Annotated in this window: 14 protein-coding genes, 1 other RNA gene and 1 pseudogene; 9 read left to right on the plus strand and 7 right to left on the minus strand. The window is 66.6% G+C overall.

Translation table 11 applies throughout. The annotated features are described in order from the left end of the window. From JWQ89_RS07600 to JWQ89_RS07610, 3 genes and pseudogenes are all read left to right on the plus strand, one after another. Positions 1–333 (plus strand): annotated as a pseudogene (locus tag JWQ89_RS07600) (CpaF family protein); the annotation flags it as partial. A gap of 9 nt (positions 334–342) precedes the next feature. Continuing rightward, positions 343–1,320, plus strand: a complete 978-nt coding sequence (locus JWQ89_RS07605; RefSeq protein ID WP_299639792.1) for a type II secretion system F family protein — start codon at positions 343–345, stop codon at positions 1,318–1,320. A gap of 9 nt (positions 1,321–1,329) precedes the next feature. Next, positions 1,330–2,343, plus strand: a complete 1,014-nt coding sequence (locus JWQ89_RS07610) for a type II secretion system F family protein (RefSeq protein WP_299639794.1) — start codon at positions 1,330–1,332, stop codon at positions 2,341–2,343. A gap of 221 nt (positions 2,344–2,564) precedes the next feature. Here JWQ89_RS07610 and JWQ89_RS07615 read toward each other — a convergent pair whose 3' ends face one another. Beyond that, positions 2,565–3,353 (minus strand): tetratricopeptide repeat protein, encoded by a 789-nt coding sequence (locus tag JWQ89_RS07615; RefSeq protein ID WP_299639796.1) that lies wholly within the window; start codon positions 3,351–3,353, stop codon positions 2,565–2,567. Positions 3,354–3,505: 152 nt separating this feature from the next. Between JWQ89_RS07615 and JWQ89_RS07620 the strand changes: the two genes are divergently transcribed. Beyond that, on the plus strand, positions 3,506–4,849 hold the full coding sequence (locus tag JWQ89_RS07620) for a M17 family metallopeptidase (RefSeq protein WP_299639798.1): 1,344 nt from the start codon (positions 3,506–3,508) through the stop codon (positions 4,847–4,849). A gap of 82 nt (positions 4,850–4,931) precedes the next feature. Here JWQ89_RS07620 and JWQ89_RS07625 read toward each other — a convergent pair whose 3' ends face one another. After that, positions 4,932–5,879 (minus strand): glyoxylate/hydroxypyruvate reductase A, encoded by a 948-nt coding sequence (locus tag JWQ89_RS07625; RefSeq protein ID WP_299639799.1) that lies wholly within the window; start codon positions 5,877–5,879, stop codon positions 4,932–4,934. Positions 5,880–5,951: 72 nt separating this feature from the next. After that, a complete protein-coding gene (locus JWQ89_RS07630) occupies positions 5,952–6,704 on the minus strand; it encodes a cytochrome c family protein (protein WP_299639800.1) in 753 nt (250 codons plus the stop codon). 245 nt (positions 6,705–6,949) lie between these two features. Between JWQ89_RS07630 and JWQ89_RS07635 the strand changes: the two genes are divergently transcribed. Further along, positions 6,950–7,789 carry a prephenate dehydratase gene (locus tag JWQ89_RS07635; RefSeq protein WP_299639801.1) on the plus strand — a complete coding sequence of 280 codons (840 nt, stop codon included), beginning with the start codon at positions 6,950–6,952 and terminating at the stop codon, positions 7,787–7,789. Here JWQ89_RS07635 and JWQ89_RS07640 read toward each other — a convergent pair. Both JWQ89_RS07640 and JWQ89_RS07645 read right to left on the minus strand, forming a co-directional pair. Then, positions 7,783–8,004, minus strand: a complete 222-nt coding sequence (locus JWQ89_RS07640; protein ID WP_299639803.1) for a hypothetical protein — start codon at positions 8,002–8,004, stop codon at positions 7,783–7,785. The two genes, JWQ89_RS07635 and JWQ89_RS07640, sit on opposite strands and share 7 nt — an antisense overlap. A gap of 379 nt (positions 8,005–8,383) precedes the next feature. Beyond that, positions 8,384–8,779 (minus strand): hypothetical protein, encoded by a 396-nt coding sequence (locus JWQ89_RS07645; RefSeq protein WP_299639804.1) that lies wholly within the window; start codon positions 8,777–8,779, stop codon positions 8,384–8,386. Between the two features lie 98 nt (positions 8,780–8,877). Between JWQ89_RS07645 and ffs the strand changes: the two genes are divergently transcribed. The 4 genes from ffs (at position 8,878) to recR (ending at position 11,891) form a co-directional block, all read left to right on the plus strand. Next, positions 8,878–8,973, plus strand: an RNA gene (gene ffs / locus JWQ89_RS07650) — signal recognition particle sRNA small type. 74 nt (positions 8,974–9,047) lie between these two features. Beyond that, entirely contained in the window at positions 9,048–10,784 is a 1,737-nt protein-coding gene (locus JWQ89_RS07655; protein WP_299639806.1) for a DNA polymerase III subunit gamma/tau, read from the plus strand. Then, positions 10,781–11,104 carry a YbaB/EbfC family nucleoid-associated protein gene (locus JWQ89_RS07660; RefSeq protein WP_299639808.1) on the plus strand — a complete coding sequence of 108 codons (324 nt, stop codon included), beginning with the start codon at positions 10,781–10,783 and terminating at the stop codon, positions 11,102–11,104. The genes JWQ89_RS07655 and JWQ89_RS07660 overlap by 4 nt, the downstream gene beginning before the upstream one ends. Before the next feature lie 193 nt (positions 11,105–11,297). Next, complete coding sequence (recR, locus tag JWQ89_RS07665) at positions 11,298–11,891, plus strand: recombination mediator RecR (protein WP_299639810.1); 594 nt, start codon at positions 11,298–11,300, stop codon at positions 11,889–11,891. Here the strand turns inward: recR and JWQ89_RS07670 are convergent. After that, the gene (locus JWQ89_RS07670; RefSeq protein ID WP_299639811.1) at positions 11,888–12,355 is read right to left on the minus strand and encodes a hypothetical protein; all 468 of its coding nucleotides are present in this window, start codon (positions 12,353–12,355) and stop codon (positions 11,888–11,890) included. The genes recR and JWQ89_RS07670 overlap by 4 nt on opposite strands. A 166-nt stretch (positions 12,356–12,521) precedes the next feature. Next, positions 12,522–13,541, minus strand: a 1,020-nt coding sequence (gene rmuC / locus JWQ89_RS07675; protein ID WP_366143979.1) for a DNA recombination protein RmuC, incomplete at its 5' end; no start/stop codon positions are given.

Here is a 13,541-nt window from a genome sequence, read left to right on the forward strand (position 1 = left end):
GGTTACTCGTTGCCCTCGCGCACCATCCGCGAAATGATCGTCTCCTCGATCGACGTGATCGTCCAGGCGGCGCGCCTGCGCGACGGTTCGCGCCGCCTCACCGCCATCTCCGAGGTGCTGGGGCTGGAAGGCGACGTGATCGTCACCCAGGACGTGTTCCTCTACGACATCCTCGGCGAGGACTCGAACGGCAACCTGATGGGCCGCCACCGCTCGACCGGCATTACCAAGCCGAACTTCACCGAGCGCGCCCGCTATTTCAACGAAGAGGCCAATCTCGTCGACGCGCTCGAGAAGTCGAACGTCGAGCACCACGAGATCCTCGGTGCATAGGATCACCCGATGAACCCCTGGCTTCTCGCCTTGCTGGCTGCCGTATGCGTCGGCGCCGCCGGATTTGCCCTCGTTCCATCGCTGCTTGGCAGCGGCCGTGCCGACAAGCGGATCAAGGCTCTGCGCGGCGACGTCCAGGCCAACCGCCGCGAAGCCGATACGTCGCGCAACCGCGATACCCGCCGCAAGGAAATCCAGCAGACGCTGCGCGCCCAGACTGCGGTGCTGGAGAAGCGCAAGCGGCGCGTGCCGTTGCAGGACAAGCTCTATCAGGCCGGCATGAAGCTGAAGCGCGGCGCCTTCATCCGCAATTCGGTGATCTTCGGCGCCCTGGTGTTCGTCATCTGCTTCGTGCTGCAGCTCGAGCTGGTCTACTGCCTGGTGTTCGCCGTTGCCGGCGGCTACCTGCTGCCGCGGATGTATCTGGGCCACCGCCGCAAGAAGTACCAGAACGCCTTCCTCGACGAACTCCCCAATGCCGTCGAGGCCATCGTGCGCGGCGTCAAGTCGGGCCTGCCGCTCAACGACTCGATGCGGCTGGTCGCCAAGGAAGCCAAGGAGCCGATCAAGTCGGACTTCCAGCGGGTGCTCGACCAGCAGGCAGTCGGCAAGACCATCCAGGAAGCCGTGGTGACCCTTTACGATCGCGTGCCGCTGGCCGAGGTCAACTTCTTCATCGTGGTCATCACCGTGCAGGCCCAGGCCGGCGGCAACCTGTCCGAAGCCCTGGGCAACCTCGCCCGCGTGCTGCGCAACCGCAAGAAGATGAAGCAGAAGGTCAAGGCGATGTCCTCGGAAGCCAAGGCCTCGGCTGGCATCATCGGCTCGCTCCCGATCATCGTCGCCATCCTCGTGTCGCTGACCACGCCGACCTACCTGCTGCCGATGATCCAGACGCCGATCGGCAACCTAATGCTCGGTGTCGCCGCCATCCTGATGTTCCTCGGCGGCTTCATCATGAACCGCATGATCCAGTTCGATTTCTAGGGGCGGGCGATGGACAAGCTGATCGAGACGCTCACCAACACCCAGTTCCTGGTCGCCGTACTGGCCGCCGTGGCTGCTGCCGCCGTCGTCTTCACCATCGGCTCCACGTTCTTTTCGGGCGGCTCGAAAATCCGCCAGCGCATCAGGCGGGTCGCGCTGGAGCGCGAGAAGATGCGCGCCGAGGAAATGGCGCGGCTGCGCGGCTCGGGCAAGGAAGAGCAGGGCGCCACCCGCACCATCCGGCAGGTGGCCGGCCGCGACTACATGAAGAACGTCGTCGAGCGCTTCTCGCTCGAAAAGGCCTTCATGGACGAGAACACCGCCGAAAAGCTCGCCCGCGCCGGCTATCGCGGCCAGGCCGCGATGACCACGTTTCTGTTCGTGCGCTTCGTTACCCCGTTCGTGCTGTTCGTCGTCGCCTTCGCCTACATGAGCCTCGTCGTCTTCGCCGACAAGCCGCTCTGGATGAACGCCATCTACGCCGTGTTCGTCGGGCTGGTGGGCGCCTACCTGCCGATCCTGCTGCTGAAGAACAAGACCATCAAGCGGCAGCAGTCGATCCGCCGGTCGTGGCCGGACGCGCTGGATCTCGTGCTGCTCTGCGTCGAAGCCGGCATGTCGGTGGAACACGCCCTGAAGCGCGTCGCCAGGGAAATCGGCGCCCAGAGCATCGAACTCGCCGAGGAGCTGACGCTGACCACCGCGGAACTGTCCTTCCTCGAGGATCGCACCCGCGCCTACGAGAACCTCGGCAAGCGCACCGGGCTCGACAACGTCAAGTCGGTGATGCAGGCGCTGATCCAGGCCGAGCGCCACGGCACCTCGGTGGGCTCGGCGCTGCGCGTGATGGCCGAGGAAGGCCGCGAGGCGCGGATGATGGAGGCCGAAAAGAAGGCCGCCGCCCTGCCGCCCAAGCTCACGGTGCCGATGATCGTGTTCTTCCTGCCGGTGCTGTTCATCGTCATCCTGTCGCCGGCGGTCATCCGGGTGTTCGCCAACAAGTTCTTCAATGGCGGCGGGTGAGGCGCGCGCCCGTTTCGGATTGGCGGGGACAGAGGCGGACGGGCCCGCCGGCGCGTGCTGACCCCCACCCCTGTCCCCTCCCCCTAAGAATGGGGAGGGAGACCAAAACACGGGCGCCGGTGGGCGGGTCTCCCTCCCCTGTAGGGGGAGGGGACAGGGGTGGGGGTCCACAGCCACCAGACGTCAGGTTGTCGCCACGAGCGCGGCGGTGCTGAACCCGCTCAGCCCTCTTTGTTGATCAGGTCCCAGCGATTCTGCTGCGTCAGCAGCGCGCGGATATAGGCCATGTTCGCCTCGACCTGGTCTGGTGGCAGTTCGGCTGCGAACAGCGCGCGGCTCTCGTCGAACCGGCCCTGGAGGCCGATGATCAGCGCGAGATTCTGCCGCACCTGGCTGTTGGCGCCGCGCATCTTCACTGCCATGCGGAGCTCGGCCTCAGCCTTGTCGAGCTCGTTGGTCATCGAATAGGAGAGGCCGAGATTGGCGTGGATCGAGGCCTGGTCCGGGGCGATCTTCAGCGCCTGGCGGTACATCTCGCGCGCCTCGGTGTTGCGCCCGCTCTGGTCGAGGATCGCGCCCTTGACCATCAGCGCATTCCAATCGGGCGAAGCCGGGTTGATGGCGCTGTCGATGACGTTGAGCGCCTGGTCGAAGCGGCCGGCGGCGGACAGCGCCTTGGCGAAGCCGACCAGCAGCTCGGGATCGCCCTTGAAGCGGGCCACGCCGTCCTCGAGCACGGCGACCGCCTGCTCATTCTGGCCGTTGGCGCGAAGCGCAGCGGCGTAATAGATGATCGTGGCCCGGTTGCCCGGGTCCTTCTTGTAGTGCGCCGCGAGTTGGGCAAGCGCCGCCTGCTTCTTGTCGAGCGGCTGGCCTGCGAGGTCCGTCCCGCCGATGCTTCCGGTGGTCATCGGGTTCGAGGCGCAGGCGGAAAGGGCAAGCGCCGCGGCGCCGGCGAGGAGCAGGGCGCGGAGCGGGTTCAAGTTGGTCTGGACAAGGCGCAACAACACGAAACAGTTCCCAATGACGATACCCGAGCCCCGCCAGAGCAATAATTGATTAACCCTAACAGCGCGTTAAGGCGCGCCTCGGTAGGTTGCCATGCCTGCCTTGCCGGCGTAGACGAAATGCCCCCCAGCTCCACCCCGAACGGACCTCCGAAATGGCCAAGTCGAAGTCGCTACCGCTGATCGCCGCCGAGGCGAACGCGCTGCCCGAAAGCCTGACGCCGGCCGAACTGCGCTGGGCCACGGCGCAGGGCTTTTCCGGCCAGCGCGGCAGGCTGCTGGCGCTGCCGGACGCGGACGGAGGCCTTGCCGGCTACCTCTTCGGCCTCGGCGAGTCGGTGGGGCGACCGGCGCTCACGCTCGGGCTCGCCGGCGCCGCGCTCGAGCCGGGAGAGTACAGGCTGGCCGGCAGTTACGGCGACCCGACGCTGGCGATGCTCGCCTTCCGCCTCGGTGCCTATCGCTTCGACCGCTACCGCAAGCCGCGCGAGCCGGTACTGCTCGACGATGTCGAGGGGGCGGACCTGGACGAGGTGTTGCGGCTCGTCGAGGCGGCCTACCTGGCACGCGATCTCATCAACACGCCGGCCAACGATCTCGGACCGGATGCGCTGGAAAAGGAAATCCGCGGCTTCGCCAAGGCTCACGAACTGGAGGTGAAGGTCATCGCCGGAGACGATCTGCTGAAGCAGAACTTTCCGATGATCCACGCGGTCGGCCGGGCCGCGGCCGAGGCGCCGCGGCTGGTCGAGTTCAGCTGGGGCAAGGCCAGTGACCCCAAGGTGACGCTGGTGGGGAAGGGCGTCACCTTCGATACCGGCGGGCTCGACATCAAGCCGTCGGCCGGCATGCTGCTGATGAAGAAGGACATGGGCGGGGCGGCCAATATCCTCGGCCTCGCGCACGCCATCATCGACGCCAAGCTGCGGGTGCGGCTGAGGGTGTTGATCCCGATCGTCGAGAATGCCATCTCCGGCCCCTCGTTCCGGCCGGGCGACGTGCTGCGGGCCCGCAACGGCTCGACCGTCGAGATCGGCAACACCGATGCCGAGGGCCGGCTGATCCTCGGCGACGCGCTGGCGCTGGCCGACGAGGAGGCGCCCGAGCTGATCGTCGACATGGCGACGCTGACCGGCGCGGCGCGTTCGGCGCTGGGGCCCGACCTGCCTCCGCTCTATGCCACCGACGACGAACTGGCGCGCGGCCTGATGGCGGCGGGGGCGGTGTCGGACGATCCGCTCTGGCAGATGCCGCTCTGGGCGCCCTACGATTCGATGATCGCCTCGAAGATCGCCGACGTGAACAATGCCGGGGCGAGCGCCTTTGCCGGCTCGATCACCGCCGCGCTGTTCTTGAAGCGCTTCGTCAAGCAGGCCAGGGCCTGGGCGCATCTCGACATCTACGCCTGGGCGCCGGAAGCCCGCGCCGGGCGGCCGTTCGGCGGGACGGACCAGGGAATCCGGGCGGTTTACGGATATCTGAAGCAGCGGTTTGGTTGAGGGGTTCGACCGCGCCCCTGCACGCTGGCGTCGCCAACCGCCGAGTTGGTGTTGGCTGCGATGGTAGGCCGCTGCCTTGGCGTCAGTACCCGCGGCTGAAGTCGATCACGTTGGGCAGGGGCAGGCCCGCTTCGTGGTCCTTGATCACCTTGGAGAAGTAGGCGACGCCGGTGCGCTCGCTCGAGGCAGCGGCGATGTGCGGGGTGATGTAGACATTGTCCATGGCCCAGAGCGGGCTCTCCTGCGGCAGTGGCTCGACTTCGAACACGTCGAGGCTGGCTGCCTTCAGTGTCCCGTCGTTGAGCGCCCGGACGATGTCGGCCTCCTTCTGATGGCCGCCGCGCGCCGCGTTGATCACCACCGGACCCTCGTTGTCGATGCCGCCGCGCCTGAGCCTGGAGAAGGTCTCGTAGTTGAGGATACCGTGCGTCTCCGCCGTCAGCGGCAAGAGATTGACGAGGATATCGGTGCCCGAAAGGAACGCCTCGAACTCCTCGGGGCCGGTGAACACCTCGACGCCCTCGACCTCCTTGGGTGACCGGCTCCAGCCGCGCAGCTTGTAGCCGAAGGTTTTCAAATGGCGGATGGCGTCGAGCCCGAGCTGGCCGAGGCCCATCACGCCGACCGTCGCGTCCCAGGCGGGGGCCGGGTAGAGCTGGCGCCACTGTCGCGCCGCCTGGTCGCGCTTGAAGCGGGTGAACAGCCGCTGGTGCATGGTGACCTGCGAGACGACGTAGTCGCTCATCCGCTGCGTCAGGTCCTCGTCCATGAAGCGCGCGATCGGCACGCCGGAGGGCCGCGACGGGTTGCGCAGCAGCGCGTCGACCCCGGCGCCGAGCGACAGGATGGCCTTGAGGTTGTTGAGCCCCTCGAAGGCATCGGGCCTCGGCTTCCAGATGAAGATGTACTCGACCTCGTCGGGATCGTAGCTGTCGGCCCGCGTCACCACCTTGCGGCCGGGAAGGGCCGCCGCAAAGCCATCGGCCCAGCGCCGTTCGTTGAAATCGGCGAGGTGCAGCAGCAAGGTCATCGGACGTCTCCCCCAAAACGAACGAGCCGCACCTGGTTGGCGCGGCTCGGAAATCAGTTGGCTCGCCCGCGATCAGTGCGCGGGCGTGACCGGCTCGGTGGTCGCGGGAGCGGGCGTGCCCTGCACCGGTGTCTCGGTAGCCGTGGTAGTCGGCGTTTCGACCGGCGCGGCGGCGCCGTCGGCAGCAGGAGCGGCAGTGCCGGGAACTGCGGCGGCATCGGCCGGGGCAGCAGCGCCGGCGGCCGGGGCTGCAGCTGCCGCGGCAGGAGCGGCTTCAGCCGGCGGGAACGGCACCGGTGTCGGCGACAGGGTCTGCAGGTAGGCGAGGATGTTGGCGCGATCGGCCGGGTCCTTGTCGCCGGCAAAGCCCATCTTGGTGCCCGGCATGAAGGTCTTGGGCGCGGTGATGAAGGCGTTGAGGTTCTCGTAGGTCCAGGTGTCGCCGGCGGCCTTGTGGGCCAGCATGGCGTCGGAATACGCGAAGCCCGGTACACTTCCCATCAGCCGGCCGACGACGCCGTAGAGATCGGGGCCCTGCTTGTTGCCGGCGCCCTCGGCGAAGTTGTGGCAGCTCTGGCACTTGCGGACCGCGGTCTGGCCGGCGGATGCACTGGCGCTGGCGAGCAGCACGCCGAGCGGCACCTCGGCAGCGGCGGGCGCAGCAGAACCGCCCGCTGCCGCGACTTCCGGCTCGGGCAGGTTGTAGCCCGGGCCATGGCCCTCGATCGGGTGGTATATGGCCTCGGCGAGGAAACCTACGCCCATGACGAACAGCAGGGTGCCCAGAATGGCGCCAATGATCTTGTTGAGTTCGAACGAATCCATCGCGGGTATCTTTAGCCTTTGACGCCGGTTTGATTGGCGGCGGAACAGCGAGAGGCATAGCTAGCCCGCCCCGGCGCTTCAAGCCCTGTCCCGACGCGGGCGGAAGATAGTCTGTACCCTGATGGGGCGCAACGGGTTAGACGCCGGCTGCGACAATAGTGGAAGCCGCCCGCCGCGTCCCGCATTGACTTGCCTCCGGGCCGGTCGCATTAGTGCCGCGCTTTGCGTGCCGGGAGTTTTCGACAGTGACCAGAAAGATCGCGTTCCAGGGCGAGCCCGGCGCTTTCAGCCATGCGGCGACGCATGCGCTGTTCCCCTCCGATGAAGCGCTGCCCTGCGTCACCTTCGAGGACACCATCGCGGCGGTGCAGAACGGCGATGCCGACTATGGCGTCGTGCCGGTGGAGAACTCGCTCTACGGGCGGATCACCGACATCTATCACCTGTTGCCGCAAAGCGGCCTGTTCATCACCGGCGAGCATTTCCTCAGGATCGAGATGAACCTGCTCGGCGTGCCGGGCGCCACCCTCGCCGACATCAAGGCGGTGCAGTCGCTGTCGGTGGCGCTTGGCCAGTGCCGGAAGTTCATCTCGAAGCACAAGCTCAAGACCATCAACGGCGTCGATACCGCAGGCTCGGCCCGCGAGATCGCCGAGAAGGGCGACAAATCGGTCGCCGCGATCGCTTCGCGCTTTGCCGCCGAGGTCTACGGGCTCGACGTGATTGCCCGCAACATCGAGGACGCGGCGCACAACACCACGCGGTTCCTAGTGATTTCGAAGCAGCCCGAGGAGCCGGCGCAGGGGGGCGAGAAGGTCAAGACCACCTTCGTCTTCCGCGTGCGCAACGTGCCGGCGGCGCTCTACAAGGCGATGGGCGGCTTTGCCACCAACGGCGTCAACATGACCAAGCTCGAGAGCTACATGCTCGACGGCTCGTTCACCGCCACGCAGTTCTACGCCGATATCGAGGGGCATCCCTCGGACCGCTCGGTCCAGCTCGCCTTCGAGGAACTGCGGTTCTTCACCGACCAGTTCCACGTCTTGGGCGTCTATCGCGCCGCGTCGGCGGGCGAGGCTCAGTAGAAGTCGTCGTCCTCGTCGGCCCCGATGACGAGGCCTCCAGCTTCGACGCCCCAATCGAGATCGTCGCCCTTGTCTTCTTCGCGCCGCGCCTCGGCCTCGAGGATCTGGTGCTCGAACGCCGGCAGATAGAGCGGCGCGCCGACCTCGCGGATCGAAGCGCGCTGCATCTGGCTGAGGGCGATCAGCTCGTGCGGAACTCTCACTGACTTCATCATGACAAGCCTCCTGGGCCCGTGAAGTCATTAGAATGCGCCCCAGTTTGTTAACAAGGTCTGAGGGATGCGTTCAGGTGGGGCGGTTGGCGGACTGCAAGTGAGCTTCACTATCTATGCGAAACCTCACGACCCCCTCCCCAGCCGCTCCCCTCAAGGAGGGGCGCGATGGAGCCGTTGCTCCGACGTCTCAGTCGGCTCCGCTCCCCCCTTGAGCGGAGGGTTGGGGGAGGGGGCGAAGCGGTTAGCGTTGTGGCGCAACTCGATGTCATCCCCGCGGAAGCAGGGCCCAGTTCGCGGCTGGCGCGGGCGGTGTGTTAGGTCCCTGCTTTCGCAGCAGGGATGACACAGAGTTGTTGGAGGGGTTCGGTGGCAGCCAGGCCTAAGCCTCCAGCCCGGCGTCCCGCTTCAGCGCCGACAGCAGATACTTGAGCCCGGCCACGTTCTGGCCGGCTTCGATGCGCGGGCCCATCTGGTCAGCGGAAATCGCGATGCTTTCGCTCAGCGCTTCCAGCGCCGAGGCGATCTGGAGCAGGTCGCGGCGCATCTCGTGGCCGGGCGCGAGGTTGTCGATAAGGCGGTCGCTGTGGTCCATCGCTTCGAGGATCTGCCGGCGGGTGCGGTCGGCTTCGTCGAGCAGCAGCGAACTGACCGAAGCCCTGCCGCGCGCCGCCTCGCGATATTCGTCGGCAACCTTGTTCCAGTGCCCGATCATGCCCTGCCACAGGGCGATGTGGCGCCGGGCTTCGGCCTCGTCATTGCTGCCTCTGGCAATCATCTTGGACTCCACTCGAACCTGGCCACCAACGGCGAAGTGGGCGGTGCGGTTGCATGGGGTCCTTGCCATCGCCGCAATGTCGCGCCATATAGCCAGCCGGGAGGTTGGCGCGGACGTGTTCCTCGCCAACCGGGTCAGGACCGGAAGGTAGCAGCCCCAACGAGACCTTCACGGGTCGTTGCCAGCCTCCTACCTCTCGCCCATACTGGCGGCTGCCGGCGGCGGATTCCCTGAACATGCGAGTCGAAAGGGCGGATGGCCAAAGAACATGGCGACCACTGACACATCGTCGCCCTATCTGGTGCTCGCCCGGAAATACCGGCCGCTGAGCTTTGCCGGATTGATCGGTCAGGACGCCATGGTCCAGACCCTGCGCAATGCGTTCAAGTCGGGCCGCATCCATCACGCCTTCATCCTCACCGGCGTGCGCGGGGTGGGCAAGACCACCACCGCCCGCATCCTTGCCCGCGCCTTCAACTACGAGGACGAGACCGGCCGCCATCCGACGCTCGATTTCGAGAAGGAAGGGGTTCACGACCGCGCGATCATCGAAGGCCGCCATGTCGACGTGGTGGAGATGGACGCCGCGTCCAATACCGGCATCAACGACATCCGCGAGATAATCGACTCGGTGAAGTACGGCCCGGTTTCGGCGCCGTACAAGGTCTACATCATCGACGAAGTGCACATGCTCTCGACCGCGGCCTTCAACGGCCTCTTGAAGACGCTCGAAGAGCCGCCGCCCTACGTGAAGTTCATCTTCGCCACCACCGAGATCCGCAAGGTCCCGGTGACCATCCTTTCCCGCTGCATGCGCTTCGACCTGCGCCGCGTGCCGCCCGAGACGATGACGGCGCACCTCGTCGACCTGCTCGGGCGCGAGGGGATCGACTACGAGCCCGAGGCGCTGGCGATGATCGTGCGCGCCGGCGAGGGGTCGGTGCGCGACAACCAGTCCCTGCTCGACCAGGCGATCAGCCATGGCGACGGCAAGGTGACCACCGCGACGGTCAAGGCCATGCTCGGGCTGGGCGACCGAGCCCGCACCATCGACCTGTTCGAGGCGCTGATGTCCGGCAATATCGGCGGCGCGCTGGAAAATCTCCGCGAGCTCTACGATGCGGGGGCCGACCCGCAGACCATCATCGCCGATCTCTGCGATTTCACCCATCTCGTCACCCGCATCAAGATCGTCCCGGCTGCTGCCGACGACGTGTCGCTGACCCCGGACGAGCGCAGCCGCGGCGCCCAGCTGGCACAAAAGCTCGGCATGCGTGCCCTGAGCCGTACCTGGCAGATCCTGTTCAAGGGCTATGACGAGGTGCAGCAGGCCGGCAACGCGCTGCAGGCGGCCGAAATGGTGCTGGTGCGCCTCGCCTATGCCGCGGACCTGCCGACCCCGGATGAGCTGATCGCCAAGCTCGGCAACCTGCCCGCGCCGAGCACTGCCCAGACCGCGCCGGTGGCGCGCGGTACATCCGGCGGCCCGCAGGCGGCGCGCCAGTATCAGCCCGAGGTGGCGCCGCGCTTCGAAGCCGCGCCGGCGCCCCAACCCGTTCCGCAATCGACGCCGCAGGCCCTCGCCAATCCGCGCAGCTATGCCGAGCTGGTGGCGCTGGCCGGCGAGAAGCGCGACCTGATCGTCAAGCACGCCCTCGAATCCTCGCTGCGTCCGGTGTCGATCGGCGATGCGCGACTGGAGGTGGCGCTGGTCGAGAATGCCGACCCCGGGATCATCCAGACGCTGTCGGCACGGCTGAAGACCTGGACCGGCCGGCAGTGGATGATCACGCTGAAGACCGACGCGCAGCACGTGCCGACGCTGCGCGAGCAGCGCGAGGAGCGGCAGGAGGCGGTGCGGCAGGAAGCCCACCAGGACCCGCTGGTGCAGGCCATCCTCGAGACGTTCCCGGGTGCCACGGTGCGCGTGACGGTGAAGCAGGAACAGATCCCGATCGAGGCCTACGCGGATGCCATCCGCGACAGCGATGAGGACGACGAATGAAAGACCTGATGGGAATGATGAAGGCCGCCCAGGAGATGAAGGGGCGGATGGAGGAGTTCCAGACCCAACTCGCCGAGCTGACGGTCGAAGGCCGCTCGGGCGGCGGCATGGTGACCGTGACGCTGAGCGGCAAGGGCGAGATGCGGGGCCTGAAGATCGACCCCAGCCTGTTCAAGGAAGACGACGTCTCGGTGCTCGAGGACCTGATCCTCGCCGCGCACAATGATGCGAAGGCGAAGGCCGAGACGGAGATGAACGCCAAAATGCAGGAGATGACGGCGGGATTGCCGTTGCCTCCGGGCATGAAGTTTCCGTTCTGAGATTATGTCTCTGAACTCTCCCCACGCGTTTCTCCCTTCCCCCCTTGAGGGGGAAGGTGCCCGAAGGGCGGATGAGGGGTATCGCATCGCCTGCGATGCGCGATCCGAGCGGCAGCGAGGATCGGTACTGCCCCTCACCCGGCCGCTGCGCGGCCACCCTCTCCCTCAAGGGGAGAGGGAAGGAAGAAACTGAATGGCCAACGGCGGACCCGAGATCGAGCAACTGATCCTGCTGCTGGCGCGACTGCCGGGGCTTGGGCCGCGGTCGGCGCGGCGGGCGGTGCTGCAGCTGATCAAGAAGAAGGAACAGCTGATGATCCCGCTGTCGGCAGCGCTCGATCGCGCCGTGCAGGCGGTGACCGTCTGCGAGGTCTGCGGCAATGTCGATACGCGCTCGCCCTGCCACATCTGCGCCGATCCGCGCCGCGACAGCGGTTTGCTGATCGTCGTCGAGGACGTGGCCGACCTCTGGGCGCTGGAGCGCGCCGGGGTGGGGGCGGTGAAATACCATGTGCTGGGCGGCGTGCTGTCGCCGCTCGACGGGGTGGGGCCGGACGATCTGTCGATCGACGCGCTGCTGCGCCGGGCGCCGGAGTTCTCGGAGATCGTGCTGGCAGTGAATGCCACCGTCGAGGGGCAGACCACGGCGCACTACATCACCGACCGGCTGGCGCCGAGCGGGGTGAAGATCACCCGTCTTGCCCATGGGGTGCCGGTCGGCGGCGAACTCGACTATCTCGACGAGGGGACGCTGAGCCAGGCGCTCAAGGCGCGGACGGCGATCTAGGCGGCGCCGACGTCGGGATCGAAGCCGTCGCCGTCGATCCATTCGCGTTTGTCGATCGGCTCCACATTGTCCTGCGTGAACGAGGCTTCGTCCGCTTCCTCGATGGCTTCGAGCTCATCGGAATCGGGTGACAGCGTCTCGCGATGGGCGGTGGGATCATGGTCCACCGAGGTCGGATCCATGCTCTCGCCGTCGACACTCTCGAGCCGCGCAATGGCTTCGTCGATCGACAGGATCATCGTGAGCGGATCGTCCTCGCCGAAATCGCTGGCCTCGAGGTCGGCGAGTTCGCTGCGCATCGCCCTGAGCCGGAGCAGCCGTTCGTCGGCAGGCCAATCGTCGCCGTAGAGCAGGTCCTCGATCTCGGTCTGGCTGACGGGTTGGGCGTACCCAGGCGTATCCCCGTCATTGCCGGCGGGAGTGTCCTCGGCGAGCAGGCCTCGGAAGTGATTATTGGCGCCCATGGGCCGTCCCTCTTTGATTTCGCAGGGCTAACGCTTCCACCCGGCCACAGGTTCAGCGCGGCCATCTTACGCCCGCCTTGGCGTCAACGCCAACCGTAGGGCTGGTACGTAGCTTTCGGCGCACCACGGCGGGCGCCGCATGCGCCGTTCTCTCGGTTGTAGCCGACTATTCCCCGGCGAGGCGCTGCTCCGGCCGGACGTCGTCGAACTCCATCGCCTCGATCCGCTCGCCGCGCCGCGCGACCTTGCCCGACGAGGTGACGATATCGCCGATATCGCTGGCGGCCTGGGTGAAATGCGTCTGGAGCTTCCGCACCCGCTCGTCGAGCCGGCCGACATCGAGCAGCAGTTCGCGCACTTCCTTCTGGATCTTGTGGGCTTCCTCGCGCATCCGCACATCGCGCAAGAGCGCCTGCACCACCTGGATCGAGAGCATCAGGATCGCCGGCGAGACGATGACGACGCGGGCCCTCAGCGCCCGCTGCACCACGTCCTCGAACTTTTCGTGCAGGTCCGCAAAGATCGATTCCGACGGGACGAACAGGAAGGCGGTGTCCGCCGTTTCGCCGGCGATCAGGTACTTCTCCGAGATGGCCTTGATGTGGACGCCCATGTCGTTCTTGAAGCCGTTGGCGGCGAACCGCACCTCCTCGGGCGCCTGCGCGTCGCCAAGCCGCTGCCAGCTTTCGAGCGGGAATTTCGCGTCGATCACCAGCGAGGGCGCATTGTTGGGCATGAACACCAGCGCATCGGGCCGGTTGCCGTTCGAGAGCGTCGCCTGGAAGGCATAGGAATTGGGCGCCAGCCCATCGCCGATAATGGTCTCCATGCGGCCTTGGCCGAAGGCGCCGCGGGTCTGCTTGTTGGCGAGGATCGACTGCAGCGAAACCACATCCTGGCTGAGCTGGGTGATATTGCTCTGCGCCCGATCGATGACGGCGAGCCGCTCCTGCAGCTTGGCGAGGCTCTCGTTGGTCTTGGTATTACCCTCGGTCATCGCCGCGCCGATGCGCTGGCCCTGGCTGTCGAGCCGCTCGTTCACCAGCCGCGCGAGGTCGGAGGTGCGCGAGCCGAAGATTTCCGACATGGTCTGCATGCGCCCGGTCATCTCTGATTGGACGCGCAGCATGTCGGCGATGTAGCGCTCGGTCTCCTGCGCTTTGAGCCGGGCGGCCGCCGCCTCGTC

It is taken from the genome of Devosia sp. (assembly GCF_028290645.1).
Classification (GTDB): domain Bacteria; phylum Pseudomonadota; class Alphaproteobacteria; order Rhizobiales; family Devosiaceae; genus Devosia_A.

Excerpts from the sequence above, each read along its gene's own strand:
- JWQ89_RS07605 (WP_299639792.1), top strand. The coding sequence starts at position 343 with ATGAACCCCTGGCTTCTCGCCTTGCTGGCTGCCGTATGCGTCGGCGCC.
- JWQ89_RS07610 (WP_299639794.1), top strand. The coding sequence starts at position 1,330 with ATGGACAAGCTGATCGAGACGCTCACCAACACCCAGTTCCTGGTCGCC.
- JWQ89_RS07620 (WP_299639798.1), top strand. The coding sequence starts at position 3,506 with ATGGCCAAGTCGAAGTCGCTACCGCTGATCGCCGCCGAGGCGAACGCG.
- JWQ89_RS07625 (WP_299639799.1), bottom strand. The coding sequence starts at position 5,879 with ATGACCTTGCTGCTGCACCTCGCCGATTTCAACGAACGGCGCTGGGCC.
- JWQ89_RS07630 (WP_299639800.1), bottom strand. The coding sequence starts at position 6,704 with ATGGATTCGTTCGAACTCAACAAGATCATTGGCGCCATTCTGGGCACC.
- JWQ89_RS07640 (WP_299639803.1), bottom strand. The coding sequence starts at position 8,004 with ATGATGAAGTCAGTGAGAGTTCCGCACGAGCTGATCGCCCTCAGCCAG.
- JWQ89_RS07645 (WP_299639804.1), bottom strand. The coding sequence starts at position 8,779 with ATGATTGCCAGAGGCAGCAATGACGAGGCCGAAGCCCGGCGCCACATC.
- JWQ89_RS07655 (WP_299639806.1), top strand. The coding sequence starts at position 9,048 with ATGGCGACCACTGACACATCGTCGCCCTATCTGGTGCTCGCCCGGAAA.
- JWQ89_RS07660 (WP_299639808.1), top strand. The coding sequence starts at position 10,781 with ATGAAAGACCTGATGGGAATGATGAAGGCCGCCCAGGAGATGAAGGGG.
- recR (WP_299639810.1), top strand. The coding sequence starts at position 11,298 with ATGGCCAACGGCGGACCCGAGATCGAGCAACTGATCCTGCTGCTGGCG.
- JWQ89_RS07670 (WP_299639811.1), bottom strand. The coding sequence starts at position 12,355 with ATGGGCGCCAATAATCACTTCCGAGGCCTGCTCGCCGAGGACACTCCC.